General features: G+C 54.3%; 10 protein-coding genes. All 10 read left to right on the top strand.

The window, feature by feature from the left end:
- The first annotated feature begins 62 nt into the window (after nucleotides 1-62).
- Complete coding sequence (locus tag KTH_RS21805; protein WP_111324941.1) at nucleotides 63-893, top strand: hypothetical protein; 831 nt, start codon at nucleotides 63-65, stop codon at nucleotides 891-893.
- A 680-nt stretch (nucleotides 894-1,573) separates the two neighbouring features.
- A complete protein-coding gene (gene rpoB / locus KTH_RS21800; RefSeq protein ID WP_111324939.1) occupies nucleotides 1,574-5,071 on the top strand; it encodes a DNA-directed RNA polymerase subunit beta in 3,498 nt (1,165 codons plus the stop codon).
- Between the two features lie 95 nt (nucleotides 5,072-5,166).
- Nucleotides 5,167-9,525 (top strand): DNA-directed RNA polymerase subunit beta', encoded by a 4,359-nt coding sequence (gene rpoC, locus KTH_RS21795; RefSeq protein WP_111324938.1) that lies wholly within the window; start codon nucleotides 5,167-5,169, stop codon nucleotides 9,523-9,525.
- Between the two features lie 88 nt (nucleotides 9,526-9,613).
- Nucleotides 9,614-10,063 (top strand): 30S ribosomal protein S12, encoded by a 450-nt coding sequence (gene rpsL, locus KTH_RS21790; protein ID WP_111324937.1) that lies wholly within the window; start codon nucleotides 9,614-9,616, stop codon nucleotides 10,061-10,063.
- 783 nt (nucleotides 10,064-10,846) lie between these two features.
- Nucleotides 10,847-11,317: a 30S ribosomal protein S7 gene (gene rpsG / locus KTH_RS21785; protein WP_111324936.1), complete on the top strand. Its 471-nt coding sequence runs from the start codon at nucleotides 10,847-10,849 to the stop codon at nucleotides 11,315-11,317.
- An 8-nt stretch (nucleotides 11,318-11,325) separates the two neighbouring features.
- On the top strand, nucleotides 11,326-13,401 hold the full coding sequence (gene fusA, locus KTH_RS21780; RefSeq protein WP_497621062.1) for an elongation factor G: 2,076 nt from the start codon (nucleotides 11,326-11,328) through the stop codon (nucleotides 13,399-13,401).
- A 412-nt stretch (nucleotides 13,402-13,813) separates the two neighbouring features.
- Nucleotides 13,814-15,019: an elongation factor Tu gene (gene tuf, locus KTH_RS21775; protein WP_137686148.1), complete on the top strand. Its 1,206-nt coding sequence runs from the start codon at nucleotides 13,814-13,816 to the stop codon at nucleotides 15,017-15,019.
- Nucleotides 15,020-15,097: 78 nt separating this feature from the next.
- A complete protein-coding gene (rpsJ, locus tag KTH_RS21770) occupies nucleotides 15,098-15,415 on the top strand; it encodes a 30S ribosomal protein S10 (RefSeq protein ID WP_111325352.1) in 318 nt (105 codons plus the stop codon).
- Between the two features lie 234 nt (nucleotides 15,416-15,649).
- Nucleotides 15,650-16,447: a 50S ribosomal protein L3 gene (gene rplC / locus KTH_RS21765; RefSeq protein WP_346268201.1), complete on the top strand. Its 798-nt coding sequence runs from the start codon at nucleotides 15,650-15,652 to the stop codon at nucleotides 16,445-16,447.
- Nucleotides 16,448-16,452: 5 nt separating this feature from the next.
- On the top strand, nucleotides 16,453-17,154 hold the full coding sequence (gene rplD / locus KTH_RS21760) for a 50S ribosomal protein L4 (protein WP_111325353.1): 702 nt from the start codon (nucleotides 16,453-16,455) through the stop codon (nucleotides 17,152-17,154).
- The last annotated feature ends 5 nt before the right edge of the window (nucleotides 17,155-17,159 follow it).

Raw genomic sequence — 17,159 nt, 5'->3', positions numbered from 1 at the left:
CGTTGTGGCTTGACAGATCAGGATGAAGTCATATACTGCTTCTGTTGTTATGAGGGGAAGACATGGAACAACCTGCGAATGCATTGCATACCTTTCGTCTGGGAAAGACGGCGTACAGGCGCACAACCTTGCTCAGCCTCCTGATGATGGTGGGCTTGCTGCTCTGCGCTGTGCTGGCTGTGTGTGGCTGTGTATGGCTCTGGGGAAAGTATGACCACCATTTCACTCTGTATTTGAAATGGCAGGATGCCCTGATCGGGCTGTTAGGCGCAATCTCCTTTATCGGATTCGGCGGCTGTATTTTGATTGCCCGCTTTCTCTTCGCGCTGCATAACGGGTATCGGAAGAGTGTCTTTACGCTATATGAGCATACTCTTGAGGCGCGGGACCTCTCACCTCAAAACCTGCTCAGTATCTTCTGGAGTCTGAACGCAGCTTTCTGGTGCTCGGTCGCGGCGCTGATCGGTCTCCTGCCTGCGGTGCTGATAGGCTGGACGCTCAAGCTCAGTGACCCGATGTTGCTGGTACTGGCGACAGGAGGCACGATCCTCCTGAGCATTGCCGGGCTGGTGGTTAGCATTGTCTCTGTCGTTTTTATCGTGATTGGGGTGGTTGGGCTGGTATCATTTACGCAGAAGCTCGGGGCGGCGTTGCACTATGAGCTGGATAATCGCGCCGCTTTGCGTATTGATCGCTCGGTCCTGACGATTATCTATCCGGGTAAACAGGAAACCATGATAGATCTACGACTCCTGGACCCCGAGGATCAGTGTCTGTTGCTTGCTCTCTTGCGGGAGCGCTGGCAAAGCGCCAGAAAAGAGTGGAATCCCGACCTCGGCGAGGAAATTGAGCAGGCGCTCCATGAAGCCGAGCGCAAAGCGATCCCTGTGTAGTGGAGTGGGTCGCTGCAATTTTCGTGCCAGAGTCGGTAAAAGTATTGACTTTACAGGGAGAAAATAGTATAATTGGCTCTTGCCAGTGTCAGTATACTATTTATCAGAATGTTCAAGGGAATCCCTAAACTGAAAAAGCGAGAGCAGGCTAGATCTCAATAACAAAACAAAGTGAACACATCACTTCCCCTGTTAAGATACCCTTCAGCGATCTTTCAGGACAAGGGGCGGTGATGTGGATTTGTTGCTGTTTATTGTCCCACGCGTGTATTTGTTGTTTTTTCCTGAATGTATGAGGCTTTGTGTATGGTTGAGTGCAATGAGCGCGTCATGCTCACAACATGGGTCTGGAAGGGGGCTGCCTCTTCCCCGATATGTACCGCACTCGACACGCGCCCCGTCAAAAGCTCAACAAGACGTTTTCTGGTAGACGCGTTGCCACCGAGGCGTTCTGCTCAGGTGACGTGAAAGGAGAGGGGTTCAAAGTAACCGTTACATATGGGAGGGAAACGCGGTTACTTTTTCTTGGCATCTATTCGTACAGCACAGGCGTCATCTTAAAAACACTGCACGCAGACAGGTTCTTCCTGTTTTCCGTTTTTCCCGTTCACTTCTGAGGGGCGGCTATGCATGCCTCTCATAATCCTCTATGGGCGACTAGGTGAGAGGAGTATATCATAATGGCGATAAGTACCAGGGCCGTTGCGCTCCCCGAACGTGTATCATTTGCACGGATTCCGGATATACGGTCCATGCCTGGTCTGATCCAGATTCAGCTAGACTCCTTTGAGTGGTTCAAGCAAGAAGGGCTACGCGAACTCTTTGACGAAATATCTCCAATAGAAGACTTTACTGGCAAGAACCTGAGTCTTGAATTTATTGTACCACCAGAACCATTTGGAACGCCAAAATATACCGAGGATGAGTGTCGGGAACGTGACGCGACTTTTGCTGCGCCTTTAACGGTGACGGCACGCTTGATCAATAAAGGGACGGGAGAAGTTATCGAAAAAGAAGTCTTCATGGGAGACTTCCCGCTGATGACGCGGACTGGCACATTTATTATCAATGGTGTGGAGCGGGTGGTTGTCAGTCAGTTGGTGCGCTCTCCGGGTGTGTACTTTACGGTCGCCGAGGATGCGACAACCGGTAGAAGGTTGTATGCCGCCAAACTGATTCCCACGCGCGGGGCATGGTTAGAGTTTGAAACCGGCAGTAAAAATCAGATCACGGTGAAAATTGATCGCAAGCGCAAGCTTCCGGTAACGACCCTGTTGCGAGCAATCTCTTCTCTGGCAAAAGAACAATGGCATTTGGAGCATGTTGATCTCGCAACAGACCAGGGGATTCTGGACGCGTTTGCCGATGTCGATAATGATGCGACGGTTCGCTACATTCAGGCAACGCTGGATCGTGATCCAGCCAAACGAGAGGCAGATGCGCTGCTGGAGCTCTATAAAAAGCTGCGTCCGGGCGATCCTGCCACGCTGGAAAATGCACGGTCCCTGGTGCGCAACCTCTTCTTTAATGCGCGGCGCTATGACCTGGGGCGGGTGGGCCGCTACAAAATGAATCGCAAGCTTGATCTGGCCGTCCCGCAACACGAGCGCATTTTGACGCTGGACGATATTCTCAATCTGGTGCGCCGGCTGGTGAGCCTGAATAATGGCCAGGGGCGCAAAGATGACATTGACCATCTGGGAAATCGCCGGGTCCGCAGTGTCGGTGAGCTGCTTCAAGCACAATTTCGTGTTGGCATGCTCAGAATGGAGCGCGTGGTTCGGGAACGCATGAGTATTCAAGATCCCGGCCAGGTATCGCCCAACGCGTTGATCAATATCCGTCCGGTAGTTGCGGCCATGAGAGAGTTTTTTGGTGGAAGCCAGCTTTCTCAATTTATGGATCAGGTGAATGCGCTTGCCGAGGTTGCCCATAAGCGGCGGCTTTCCGCGCTTGGTCCTGGTGGACTGTCGCGGGATCGGGCCAGCTTTGATGTACGCGATGTCCATGAATCGCACTACGGGCGTATTTGCCCGATTGAAACCCCGGAAGGTCCGACTATCGGGCTGATCGGGAACCTGGCGACCTATGGGCAGATCAACCCCTATGGGTTCATTGAAACGCCCTACCGCAAGGTCTATCGATGTCTCGCCGCCAATGATGCCCGTTTGATTGGTCATGAGTTGCGCGGCATCTACGGGCGTGAGCGCGAAGACATCGTTTCTCCTGAGGGGGAGACGCTGTTTCAGGCACGACAACCTGTTGTTATAGACAGCGGCCTGTTTCAGCAGCTTGCGACTACTCTCGGAGAGACAATGGTGCGAGTGAAGCCCTTTGTGTCTGACGAGGTGGAGTACCAGACAGCAGATAACGAAGAAAACTTCTACATTGCGCAGGCGAACGCGCAACTGACCGAGAATAACGAGTTTGCCGATGTGCGTGTGCTGGCGCGCTATCAGGGAGATTTCCTTGAGGTTGGATCGGACCTGATTGATTACATGGACGTTTCGCCCCGTCAGATCGTCAGCGTTGCCACTGCTCTTATTCCTTTTCTTGAGCATGACGACGTGAACCGGGCTTTGATGGGCGCGAACATGCAGCGCCAGGCGGTACCACTGCTGCGACCGCAATCCCCTATCTGTGGTACCGGGATCGAGCGTCAGGTGGCTATCGATTCGGGACAGGTAATTGTCTCTGAAACGAGTGGCGAAGTGATCTCTGCAACCGGGCGGCGCATTGAGGTGATTGATGAGCAAGGGAAGGTGCATACCTATAGTTTGCGCAAGTTTCTGCGCTCCAATAATGGCACCTGTATCAATCAGCGCCCGATTGTCAAAAAAGGGGATTATGTTGCGTCCGGGCAAGTGCTTGCCGACAGCACCTCAACCGAACAGGGAGAGCTGGCACTGGGACAGAACATCCTGGTGGCCTTTATGAGCTGGGAGGGCGGCAACTACGAGGACGCCATTCTGATCAGTGAACAGATCGTTCGTGAAGATCTCTTTACGTCTATTCATATAGAGAAATACGAGGTCGAGGCAAGGGAGACCAAGCTTGGACCTGAAGAGATTACGCGGGACATTCCAAACGTTGGTGAGGAGGGTCTGCGCAATCTCGATGAGCGAGGAATTATCTACGTGGGTGCTGAGGTTGGCCCCCAGGATATCCTGGTCGGCAAAATCACGCCCAAAGGCGAAACGGAGCTGACCGCTGAGGAAAAGCTTCTACGCGCCATCTTTGGTGAGAAGGCAAGAGAGGTAAAGGACTCTTCCCTGCGTCTGCCGCATGGTGAACGGGGGAAGGTGATTGATGTCCGGGTCTTCTCGCGCGAGGCGGGAGATGAGCTGTCGCCGGGCGTAAGCCAGCTTGTCCGTGTCAGTATTGCGCAGAAACGCAAAATTGGTGCGGGCGACAAGATGGCCGGGCGCCACGGCAACAAGGGCGTTATCTCGCGTGTTTTGCCGGTAGAAGACATGCCGTTCTTGCCGGACGGAACACCAGTGGATATTATTCTCAATCCGCTTGGTGTGCCGCACCGTATGAATATCGGACAGATCATGGAGACCCATCTAGGATGGGCCGCCAATGAACTAGGGTTCAAGATAGCCACGCCCGTTTTTGACGGCGCAACCGAAGAGGATATCTCTGAAATGTTGCTCCGTGCTGGCCTGCCCGAAAATGGCAAGGTGCAGCTCTTTGACGGGCGGACCGGGGAGCCGTTTGATCATTCGGTAACGGTCGGCTACATCTATATGCTAAAACTAGCTCATCTCGTCGAGGATAAGGTACATGCACGCTCAACTGGCCCCTACAGCCTGATCACACAGCAGCCACTGGGTGGGAAGGCGCAGTTTGGCGGCCAGCGCTTCGGTGAGATGGAAGTCTGGGCTCTGGAAGCCTATGGGGCTGCAAACATCCTGCAAGAGATTCTGACAATCAAGTCTGATGATGTTGTGGGACGAGTGAAGACCTATGAGGCTATTGTCAAGGGTGACCCGATTATGGAGCCCGGCGTGCCCGAATCCTTCAAGGTGTTGGTCAAGGAATTGCAAAGCCTTGGAATCAACGTAGAAGTGCTCAACGAGGACGAGCAGAAGATACATTTTATCGAGGAAACCTCGATTGATGTGATGCCGGAACTAGGTATTAATCTGTCCGGTTTCGAAGGAGATCAATAGTGTAGGGAGGAAGTGCGACGATACATGGTGCGCTCATACCGCTTTTGATATCTCTATGAGGGTGCTGTGTATTTGCCCCTACCCCAGGAGGTAGCATGCTCGAAGTCAACGATTTTAACGCTATCCGTATCAGCCTTGCCAGCCCGGAACAAATTCGTAGCTGGAGCTATGGCGAGGTGACGAAACCGGAGACCATTAACTATCGTACACTCAAACCAGAAAAAGACGGCCTGTTCTGCGAACGCATCTTCGGGCCCACCAAAGACTGGGAGTGTTACTGTGGTAAATATAAGCGGGTGCGCTTTAAGGGCATCGTATGTGACAAGTGCGGTGTTGAGGTAGCTCGCTCAAAAGTACGCCGCGAGCGTATGGGACATATCGAACTGGCTTCGCCCGTCAGTCATATCTGGTACTTTAAGGGCACACCAAGCCGTATTGGTCTCCTGCTGGACCTGTCGCCGCGTAACCTTGAGCGCATTCTGTACTTTGCGCTGTATGTGGTGACGAATGTTGATGAAGAGGCGCGACAGCGTGAACTGATGCGTCTGGATCAGGAACTTCAGGAACTTGATACAGACCTCAATGAGAAGGTTGTTGAGCGGATCAATTCGCTGAAAACACAGCGCGATGATGCTATCCGCGAGAACGCCACTCGCTTGAAGACGGTTGATCGTCAGAGCATCGAAGAGCGCCGCGAGCGCGACCTTGAGGATGCTCGTCGCGAGGAGAGCGAGACGCTGGCCGAGCTCCGCGAGAACATGAACAAGGTGGTTGATTTCGATATCGTGTACACACCAAGCGATACCGTGATCGTCAGGGACGGAGAGGTTGTTTCACCGAAACATATTGAGGTCCTTGAACGCGTTGCCGAAACAAAGCGCAACGCCATCGCCGAACAGGCTCGCCGTGAGCTCGATGCCGCGATCGTCGATAACAAGCGTGAGGCCGATCGCCTGGGCCTGGAATATCAGGGCCAGATCGACACCGCACAGGCTCAGCTTGAGCGCGAGCGTGCCGAGGCAAAAGCTCGCCTGGATGCACTGCGCCGCGATCTGGAGAGCCTGAAGAAGATGGATCTGCTTCAGGAGAATCGCTATCGCGAGCTGAAGGACGCCTTCCCCGATGTGTTCACCGCCGGGATGGGCGCCGAGGCTGTCCGCGAGCTGATCGCCAGCATTGATCTGGATAAACTGGCTGCCGATCTGCGCCATGAGATCAACTCAACGGTTGGTCAGCGCCGCAAGAAGGCAACCAAGCGCCTGAAGGTTGTGGAAGCTTTCCGCAAGTCAAGCACCTCTCCTGAGTGGATGATCCTGACCGTGCTTCCGGTTCTGCCGCCTGAACTGCGCCCGATGGTCCAGCTCGATGGTGGCCGCTTCGCGACCTCAGACCTGAACGATCTGTATCGCCGAGTGATTAACCGCAACAACCGTCTCAAGCGCCTGCTGGAGCTTGGTGCACCGGAGATCATCATTCGCAATGAGAAACGCATGTTGCAGGAAGCCTGTGACGCACTCATTGACAATGGGCGCCGCGGTCGTGCGGTTGCCGGTTCCGGTAATCACAAGCTGAAGAGCCTGTCCGACATGCTCAAGGGTAAGCAGGGCCGCTTCCGTCAGAACCTGCTCGGTAAGCGCGTTGACTACTCTGGTCGCTCGGTTATCGTGGTTGGTCCTGAGCTGAAACTGCATCAGTGCGGTCTGCCAAAGAGAATGGCGCTTGAGCTGTTCAAGCCCTTCGTCATGCGCAAGCTCGTTGAGCAGAATTTTGCCCACAATATCAAGAGTGCCAAGCGCTTTGTTGAGCGGGTCAAGCCCGAGGTCTGGGACGTGCTGGAAGAGGTTATTAAGAACCATCCAGTGCTGTTGAACCGCGCTCCGACGCTGCACCGTCTTGGAATTCAGGCCTTTGAGGCCGTGCTGGTTGAGGGTAGCGCGATCCAGTTGCACCCGCTGGTCTGTTCTGCCTTTAACGCTGACTTTGATGGTGACCAGATGGCGGTACACGTCCCGCTGTCCGAAAAGGCACAGGACGAGGCGCGCCGCTTTATGATGTCAACCCGTAACCTGCTATCACCTGCCCATGGTGAGCCGTCGATTGGCGCCAGCCAGGATATGGTGCTTGGCTGCTTCTACCTGACTCAGGAGCGCCCGAACAAGAAGGGCGAGGGCCGTGTCTTTACCGACACGACAGAAGCGCTGCTGGCCTATCATCATGGCTTTGTTGAGTTGCAGGCTAGAATCAAGGTCCGTCTTGGTGATTATGATATCTACGATGATGCGCCACCAACTCGACCTTCATTCAATGCTTCGGGCGGCAAGCTGGTTGAAACCACCATCGGTCGTATCATCTTCAATGAGGCGTTGCCTGAGCGTCTGCGCTTCAGAAACTACGCCATGAAGAAAGAGAATCTGCGCCAGGTGATCGCGGACTGCTTTAAGATCTATGGTCGTGTCAAGACGACCGAGCTGGCAGACGAGATCAAGCGCCTGGGCTTTAACTACGCCACGAAGGCGGGCGCGACCATCGCGATCAGCGACGTGAAGGTGCCTATCGCCAAGCAGGCGGAGCTAGAGCAGGCAGATGAGAAGATCGCTGAGCTGGAAGAGCAGTATCGCGACGGTCTGATTACGGAAAACGAGAAATATCAGCAGACAGTTGATATCTGGAACGAAGTCACCGAGAACGTCACCAAGATGGTGGAAGGAACGCTTGATCCGTTCGGTTCCATCTACACCATCGCGAAATCTGGTGCGACGAAAGCGAAGTTCCAGCAGATCCGTCAGCTTTCCGGTATGCGCGGTCTGATGACGAACCCGTCCGGTAAGATTATTCCGGTGCCTATCCGTGGTAACTTCCGCGAAGGCCTGAGCGTGTTGGAATACTTCATCAGTAGCCACGGTGCTCGTAAGGGTCTTGCAGATACGGCGCTGCGAACGGCAGAGTCCGGTTACCTCACCCGCCGTCTGATCGACGTGGCACAGGATGTCATCGTCAATGAGGAGGATTGTGGTACCACCGACGGTATTCTGATTACCGAAGAGGACTCGAAGGAAATGGGTCTCGACAATATGCGCAGCCGTCTGATCGGTCGCGTGCTTGCGGAAGAGATCCCCGGACTTGAGCATATCAAAGTCAACGATGAGCTGACTGAAGATCTGGTCGATGAGATTGTAGAGGCTGGTATCCAGCAGGTTCGTGTGCGCTCAGTGCTGACCTGTGCGGCCCGACGGGGTGTCTGTCGCCTCTGCTATGGTCGCGACCTGGCAGCAAACGCACTGGCAAGTATCGGTGCAGCGGTTGGTATTATCGCCGCTCAGTCCATTGGTGAGCCTGGAACGCAGCTGACGATGCGTACGTTCCACACTGGTGGTATCGCTGGTGCACAGGGTGACATCACGCTGGGTCTGCCACGCGTTGAAGAGCTGTTCGAGGCACGTGTACCGAAGGATAAAGCCGAAATCAGCGAAATCGATGGTGTTGTTGAGATCGTCAAGGATGAGGAGAGTGGCCAGCGCACCGTGCGCGTTGTTGCCAGCAACGTCTTCTTTGACGAGTACAAGCTACCGGCAGGCACAGAGGTCATGGTGGCTGACGGAGAGCATGTACAGAAGGATCAGGTCATTGCCCTGATGCCTGCGGAGGGCGGTAACGAGCCTGTGCCTGTTCTGGCGCGTACAGAAGGCGATATCGTCCACAATGCCAGCGAGAATGGTGATGTGCTCTCGATCCGCTTTGAGGAGCGGGACGAGCGCTCGTATGTCATCCCGGCAGCCAAGAGCATCGTTGTCGAGAACGGGCAGAGGATCACCGCTGGAACACCGATCACTTCCGGTCAGAAAGATCCACAGGATGTCTTGCGCATCCAGGGTCGCGAGGCTGTACAGATCTATCTGGTCAAAGAAGTACAGCGTGTGTACCGTAACACCGGTGTCTATAATAACGATAAGCACATCGAAGTGATCGTGCGTCAGATGCTGCGTCGCGTGAAGATTGAGGATCCGGGCGACACCGATATGCTGCCCAATGATCTGGTTGATCGCTTCACGTATGAAGAGACCAACGCCCGCATTCTGGCAGAGGGTGGTGAGCCCGCCACAGCGCAGACTGTGCTGCTTGGTGTGACGAAGGCCTCGCTCAATACTGATAGCTTCCTGGCCGCGGCCTCCTTCCAGGAGACCACCCGTGTGCTGACCGAGGCTGCGATTGAGGCGCAGACCGATCACCTGATTGGCTTGAAGGAGAACGTGATTATTGGTAAACTCATTCCTGCCGGATCTGGCATTGCGCAGCGCCGCAAGGAATTGCAGGCACGTCAGCAAGCGATGGCGCAACTGCTGGAGTCGGTCTCGCCGGTTCCGGCTGGCGTCGGAGGCCTCACTGTTGATAGTCTGCCGAGCAATGCCACAGGCAGTACCCTCGGTCTGACACTTGACAGCGAGGAACAGGAATGATAACATATGCAATCGCGTATAAGTGATGGAAAGTCGCGGATAGCCCTGCTATCCGCGCTTACTCAAGTGAGGACAGGGAGGATGTTCCTTGCCGACAATTAACCAGTTAATCCGAAAGGGCCGCTCCCAGAAAACAAAGAAAGTGAAGGCCCCGGCGCTGCTGTATTCGTACAACGCGCTGAAGAATAAAGTCTCGCGCCTTGAGGGTTCGCCGCAGAAGCGTGGCGTGTGCACTCAGGTGCGTACTATGACGCCGAAGAAGCCGAATTCGGCCATGCGTAAGATTGCTCGTGTGAAGCTCTCGAACCAGATGGAAGTAACCGCTTATATTCCTGGCGAGGGTCATAACCTTCAGGAACACTCGGTTGTTCTGATTCGTGGTGGACGCGTGAAGGACTTGCCTAGCGTTCGGTATCACATCATCCGCGGTACGCTGGATAGCGAAGGCGTTTCCAAGCGCCGTCAGGGTCGCTCGAAATATGGCGCGAAACGACCGAAACCCGGACAGGCAGCCGCACCAGCAAAGGGTAAGCGCTAGCACTTTAGGTGCCAGAGACGGCATAGTGTATCTTTTGACCTGTTATCTGCGTGCCGTCGATGAGATTATTGGAAGATCTGTGGCATTGTAGAGCAACGGTGATGCGAGCGAAGCTCGTGCGTCTATTGCACGGTTCTACGATGCATGTCAGGTGACCTCCTGGTTGAGCGCTCGCAGCTCAAATGAGGGAAACGACCGGGAAAGGCACCTGCGGGCAGGCGTCAGAGATTGAGGAAAAAGTGTGCCTTGATCTAGTCGGCGCCTTTTCTGGTGTTAAAAACGCCCGTGAGGAATGGAGTTGGCCATAGGCCACTGTATTCAGCGCGACCGGGTGTACAGTTTCCCCCGGGGCGGGCCGCACCCGTCGAAACGGAAAACAGTCTGTTTTCCGAGGCTGTCTCTACTTGATAATGCAATCTTACGAACAATCACACGAAGAAGGCCTGCAAGGCTGGACCTCGTGAGGTAAGGCAATACAGGACCGTACCGATAGGGCAAATCGGAAACGGACAGGGGATCTGCCCCTGTGAAATGCTTCTGGACAGACCGCCTCTCCCCGCCTTCCTGCTAAGGCCATGAGCAAAGCGGGCTGGATGAAGGAAGAACCCTCGTCATTTGGGGCGAGGTGCTGTCAGGTGGCTGTGAAGTAAACTACATCCGTAGTAGGCATTCGGAAGTACGCAGAACCAGGAGGGAGCTGCCTCCAAGTGGTTCGTGTGGACACACGATGCGTTAACCAGATGACGCGTACCTTCTGAGTGGTGTGCAAAGAGGAGGCAGGAATTGCCAAGAAGAAGAAGAGCGGTGCGCCGGCCCGATGTGCCGGATGCAAAGTTTAGGAATAAAAACATCACACGCTTCGTAAGCAAGTTGATGTTGGACGGCAAGCGGAGCCTGGCTGAGCGCATCGTTTACCAAGCGCTTGAGACGATTGAGGCCAAGCAGAAGCGGCCGTCGATCGAGGTTTTTGAGCAGGCATTGAAGAATGCCACGCCAAGCATTGAAGTCAAACCCCGCCGTGTGGGTGGTTCGACCTATCAGGTACCTATAGAGGTCCGTAAGGATCGCGGAGTTGCGTTGGCGATACGTTGGCTTATTCGCTCTGCTCGTTCCCGCTCCGGGAAGACAATGGCGGATAAACTTGCCAGTGAGTTGATGGACGCTGCGGCGGGTCAAGGTGCAACTATTAAGAAACGTGAGGAGACCCATAAGATGGCGGAGTCCAACCGGGCTTTCGCTCATTATCGCTGGTAGTATAAAACATGGCTAGAGAATACTCACTCGAAAGAACTCGCAATATTGGTATCATCGCTCACATTGATGCTGGTAAGACGACCACCACGGAGCGCATCCTTTTCTATACCAAGAAGATTCACCGCATCGGTGAAACGCATGAAGGGGCTGCGACGATGGACTACATGGAGCAGGAGCGTGAACGCGGCATTACGATTACGTCTGCCGCCACTACCTGTTTCTGGCAGGACCATCGTATCAATATCATTGATACTCCGGGCCACGTAGACTTCACTGCCGAGGTGGAGCGCTCGCTGCGCGTCCTCGATGGTGGCGTTGTCGTCTTTGACGCTGTCGCTGGTGTTGAGCCTCAGTCCGAGACTGTCTGGCGTCAGGCGAACAAGTACAACGTGCCACGCATCTGCTTTGTCAATAAGATGGACCGTATTGGAGCCGATTTCTGGCGCACCATCGAGATGATCAAAGATCGTCTGGGCGCTGTACCCGTTCCTATTCAGATGCCGATCGGTCAGGAAAGTGACTTCAAGGGCTTTGTTGACCTGATCAATCAGGAAGCGGTTGTCTTTGTTGACGATAAAGGAACTCAGGCTGAACATAGCGAGGTTCCTGCTGAACTGAGAGAAGAGTTCCAGAAGCATCGTGATGCTCTGATCGAGCGCGTCGCTGAGACAGACGAGGAACTCACCCTCAAATATCTTGAAGGCGAAGAGATTACGGTTGATGAGCTGAAGGCGGCCCTGCGCCGGGCAACTATCTCCAGCGCTCTTGTTCCCGTGCTGTGTGGTAGCTCCCTCAAGAATAAGGGCGTACAGGCAATGCTGGATGCCGTGATCGACTATCTGCCCTCTCCTCTGGATATTGCGAAGCCGACAGGCACCGATCCAAACACGGAAGAGGCTGTGACTCGCGAGGTCAGTGACGATGAGGCGTTCAGCGCACTGGTCTTCAAGATTGTCTCTGACCCCTTCGTTGGACGTCTGGCATTCATGCGTGTTTACTCTGGTATGTTGAAGAAGGGTTCTCCCGTTCTCAACAGCACCAAAGGCAAGCAAGAGCGTATTGGACGCATTCTGCGGATGCACGCAAACCACCGCGAGGATATTGACGAGATTCGTGCGGGTGACATTTGTGCAGCCGTTGGTTTGCGCGATACCTTCACCGGGGATACGCTCTCTGACATACAGCGTCCGATTGTCCTTGAGTCGATCCAGTTCCCTGATCCAGTGATCGAGATCGCTGTTGAGCCAAAGACCCGCGCCGACCAGGAAAAGATGGGTATTGCACTTGGCAAGCTGGCGGAAGAAGATCCGACCTTCCGTGTTCACACCGATCCTGAGAGCGGTCAGACGATCCTCAAAGGTATGGGTGAGTTGCAGCTAGAAGTGCTGCTCGACCGCCTGGGCCGCGAATTTAAAGTCGAAGCCAATGTGGGTCGTCCGCAGGTAGCCTATCGTGAGTCCATTACTCGCCCCGCACAGGCACAGGGACGCCACGTCCGCCAGTCGGGTGGTAAAGGTCAGTACGGTGATGTCTGGGTGAAGGTTGAGCCCAATGAGCGTGGTAAAGGCTTTGAGTTTGTGAACGCCATCGTCGGTGGTGTGGTGCCGAAAGAGTACATTAAGCCCGTTGAAGCGGGTGTCCGTGAGGCTCTGGAAAACGGTATCATTGCTGGCTTCCCGATGGTTGACGTCAAAGCAACGCTCTATGATGGTTCGTATCACGAAGTAGACTCCAGCGAAGCAGCCTTTAAGATTGCCGGTTCACTGGCAGTACGCGAGGCCGCACGTAAGGCTGGTCCGATCCTGCTTGAGCCCATGATGAAGGTAGAAGTGACTACCTCCGATGAATTCTATGGCGACGTCATTGGCGACCTCAACCGCCGCCGTGGTATCATTCTGGGTATGGAGAATCGGGGCACGATGGCCGTGGTTCGGGCTCATGTTCCTCTGGCCGAAATGTTCGGCTACGTGAACGACCTGCGCTCGATGACCAGTGGTCGTGCGAGCTACGCAATGGAATTCTCTCACTACGATCCTGTTCCGAAGAACATCTCTGATGAGATTATTGCAAAGTCGAATCAGTAGGCGTGGTTTGTAGGGAGCTCTTTTGTACAGCCCTACTCTTGTAGGTACGGATGAACGCAAAGTAGTAAGATTTGGCCTTGAAAGCCTCAAGGTATTGCCTCAACGCGTAGGAAAGCATTATAATCACTGGGGCCTGTGAATTACCTCAGGTTGCACTGTGCCCCGGTGCTTCTTCCTCACTAAGCGTTGTCACCGATCAAACAAACGCAAACGTATTTACCAGAGCGCAGAGCGCAAAGCACACTGCATCTTCGTATCATAGATACATATTGCGCATAGAAATTGGCTCGGTGCCGAAGTCAGGGAACAGGCCTACCGAGCAAGGGCGACCGAACTGATGGTAGCCCGGTCGTACAAAAACGTGCATTCTACGGTAATGTAGAATGGCTAGTAAAAGTAGAAGAGGACTAAAATGGCTAAGCAGAAATTTGAGCGTACAAAGCCCCATGTAAACGTGGGTACGATTGGACACATTGACCACGGCAAGACGACCCTGACGGCAGCGATCACGAAAGTGCTGTCGAATGCTCAGCTTGCCAAATATACGGCCTTTGACCAGATCGATAAGGCCCCCGAAGAGCGAGAGCGCGGTATCACGATCTCGATTGCTCACCTGGAGTATGAGACCGAGAAGCGCCACTACGCACACGTTGACTGCCCGGGTCACGCGGACTACATCAAGAACATGATCACCGGTGCCGCTCAGATGGACGGTGCCATTCTGGTGGTGAGCGCTCCTGATGGTCCGATGCCTCAGACACGCGAGCACGTGCTGCTGGCTCGTCAGGTGAACGTTCCGGCGATTGTTGTCTTCCTCAACAAGGTTGACATGCTCGAAGATGAAGAGCTGCTGGAACTGGTGGAGCTGGAAGTGCGTGAGCTGCTCTCGAAGAACCAGTTCCCTGGCGATGATGTGCCGGTGATCCGTGGTTCTGCCCTCAAGGCCCTGGAAAGCAAGGGCGATCTCTCCCGCAACGATCCGAATGCTGCCTGCATCTGGGAGCTGATGGATGCCGTTGACTCCTACATTCCGACCCCGCCGCGTCCGGTGGACCAGCCGTTCTTGATGCCAGTGGAAGACGTCTTCGGCATTAAGGGACGTGGAACCGTGGCAACCGGTCGTATTGAGCGCGGACGCATCAAAGTGGGTGAGTCGGTGGAAATCGTTGGTTTCAGCGACGAGAGCCGCACAGTGGTGGTGACAGGCGTCGAGATGTTCCAGAAGACCCTTGATGAGGGAATGGCGGGTGACAACGTCGGGTGTCTGCTGCGCGGTGTTGAGCGAACGGACATCGAGCGTGGACAGGTGCTGGCGAAGCCGGGATCAATCAAGCCGCATAAGAAGTTCAAGGCTCAGGTGTATGTCCTCTCGAAGGAAGAGGGTGGACGTCATACGCCGTTCTTCAACGGATATCGGCCGCAGTTCTACATCCGAACGACGGATGTGACCGGGTCCATCCAGCTGCCGGAAGGGGTAGAGATGGTGATGCCTGGTGACAACATCGAGATGACGGTGGAGCTGATAAACGGTATCGCAATGGAAGAGGGCGTGAAGTTCGCCATCCGCGAAGGTGGACGCACCGTCGGTGCTGGCTACTGCACCCAGGTTATCGAATAGGTTTCTTGCAGATGAATCAGGAGAGGCTGTCACAATAGCCTCTCCTCCCCTGTGAGAGACCATTTCCAGGAGAAAGAAATGGCAACGGGAACAAAACAGCGAATTCGCATTCGCCTCAAGGCGTTTGATCACCGCATTCTCGATCAGTCGGCAATGCAAATTGTGGATACCGCACAGCGAACCGGCGCTCGGGTCTCTGGACCAGTGCCTCTGCCCACGAAAATTAACAAGTATACGGTGATGCGCTCCACCTTTATTGATAAGGATGCTCGCGATCAGTTCGAGATTCGCACGCACAAACGCCTGATTGATATTGTGGATCACACAAACAAGACTGTCGAAGCCCTGACTCATTTAAATCTGCCCGCAGGCGTAGACATCGAGATCAAGCTGTAGGAAACAAAAACCTGACGGCTGTAGTGACCGAAAGTACACGAAGCGAGTAACCGGGCCTGAATTTCTGAGAAGAAACCAGTGCTCAGGGCATTATTGTGTTTTTTCGATGCCACGGCTCGGTGAAAGTGGCGACGATACAATGCGGGTCCCTACAGATGAGTAATGGCATTCAGGATCATGTGTCCATCTACAATTGAGCATGAGCGCTGAATGTATAAGATGAGGTAAAAGAGTATGTTAAATGCGTTGTTGGGCAGGAAGGTCGGCATGACCCAGGTGTTTGGACCGAACGGATCAGTCATCCCGGTGACGGTTATTGAAGTCGGCCCCTGCGTCGTCACCCAGATCAAGAAGGCTGACCGCGATGGCTATGATGCGGTCCAGATTGGTTTTGAGCAGGTCACAACGAAGAATGTTACACGGCCTGTTCTGGGACATCTCGGACACAGCCTGCCACTACTGAAGGCACAGCGAAAGCAGTTACAGGCTTATCAGCAAGAGCAGAAGGCCAACACTGAGAAGAGCGAAGAGGGCGAGGAGAAACTGAGCAAGCAGATGCGCAAACTGCTCAAGATTTCTGAGAATCGCCAGCGCCGCCCGGGACCGGAACTCGGCCCGTTCCGTGTACTGCGTGAGGTACATCTGCAAGAAGGCATTACCCCGGAGCAAGTGGAACTGGGGACAGTGTTTGATGCCAGCATCTTCAATGATGGCGAAGTTGTGGATATCGTGGGAACGTCCAAAGGTAAGGGCTTCCAGGGTGTCGTGAAGCGCCACGGTTTCGGTGGTGGTCCCCGCACTCATGGTCAGTCTGACCGCTGGAGAGCTCCTGGTTCAATTGGCTCTGGAACTACTCCGGGTCGTGTACTCAAAGGCACGCGTATGGCTGGTCGAATGGGAAATGCACGCGTGACCGCGAAGAAATTGCAAGTCATACAGTCTGATCCTGAGCGTAACCTGCTGGTGGTAAAAGGTTCTGTGCCTGGTGCCAATGGCGGCTTGCTCATGATTAAGAAGCATGTGATGAGGTAACCGACATGCCTTCGACAACAGTGTATAATCTGGCCGGAGAGGCCGTAGATAAGCTCGAACTGAGCGAGCAGGTTTTCGGAATTACTCCGAATATGGCTGTATTGCATCAGGTAGTGACGGCACAGCTCGTCAACCGCCGTCAGGGAACAGCCTCGACCAAGACGCGCGCAGAGGTTTCGGGTGGTAATAAGAAACCGTATCGGCAAAAAGGGACGGGCCGCGCTCGCCAGGGTAGCACCCGCGCACCGCAGTTCCGTGGTGGCGGCACCGTGTTCGGACCGAAGCCGCATCCCTATCATCAGGATGTGCCCAAGAAGATGCGCCGTCTGGCTATTCGTTCGGTATTATCTGATAAGCTGGCGAATGAGAATCTGATCATTGTCAACGATTTGAGCCTTGAGCAGCCGCGCACCAAAGATATGCTCGCCATTCTGGAGAAACTCCCAACGAGCGAGGGCAAGCGCGTGCTGATGATGCTGCCTCAGCGTGACGAAAACGTTGTTCTGTCGGCGCGTAACATTCCTACGGCGAAAGTGCAGCATGTTTCCTCGATCAACGTCGTGGAACTGCTCAAGCATGATTTTGTGGTCATGCCGATTAAAACCGTGAAATGGATTGAACTGGTCTTTGGCGAAGGTCTGAGCGCCGAGGAAGCCAGCAAAAAGATCGCTGAAGAGACTCCGGTTGAGTCTGGTAGCGAAGCGTAGCGAGG

Source organism: Thermosporothrix sp. COM3 (assembly GCF_059696735.1).
This window is presented reverse-complemented; position numbering and strand designations above follow the sequence as displayed.

Excerpts from the sequence above, each read along its gene's own strand:
- rplC (WP_346268201.1), top strand. The coding sequence starts at position 15,650 with ATGTTAAATGCGTTGTTGGGCAGGAAGGTCGGCATGACCCAGGTGTTT.
- rpoB (WP_111324939.1), top strand. The coding sequence starts at position 1,574 with ATGGCGATAAGTACCAGGGCCGTTGCGCTCCCCGAACGTGTATCATTT.
- tuf (WP_137686148.1), top strand. The coding sequence starts at position 13,814 with ATGGCTAAGCAGAAATTTGAGCGTACAAAGCCCCATGTAAACGTGGGT.
- fusA (WP_497621062.1), top strand. The coding sequence starts at position 11,326 with ATGGCTAGAGAATACTCACTCGAAAGAACTCGCAATATTGGTATCATC.
- rpsJ (WP_111325352.1), top strand. The coding sequence starts at position 15,098 with ATGGCAACGGGAACAAAACAGCGAATTCGCATTCGCCTCAAGGCGTTT.
- rplD (WP_111325353.1), top strand. The coding sequence starts at position 16,453 with ATGCCTTCGACAACAGTGTATAATCTGGCCGGAGAGGCCGTAGATAAG.
- KTH_RS21805 (WP_111324941.1), top strand. The coding sequence starts at position 63 with ATGGAACAACCTGCGAATGCATTGCATACCTTTCGTCTGGGAAAGACG.
- rpoC (WP_111324938.1), top strand. The coding sequence starts at position 5,167 with ATGCTCGAAGTCAACGATTTTAACGCTATCCGTATCAGCCTTGCCAGC.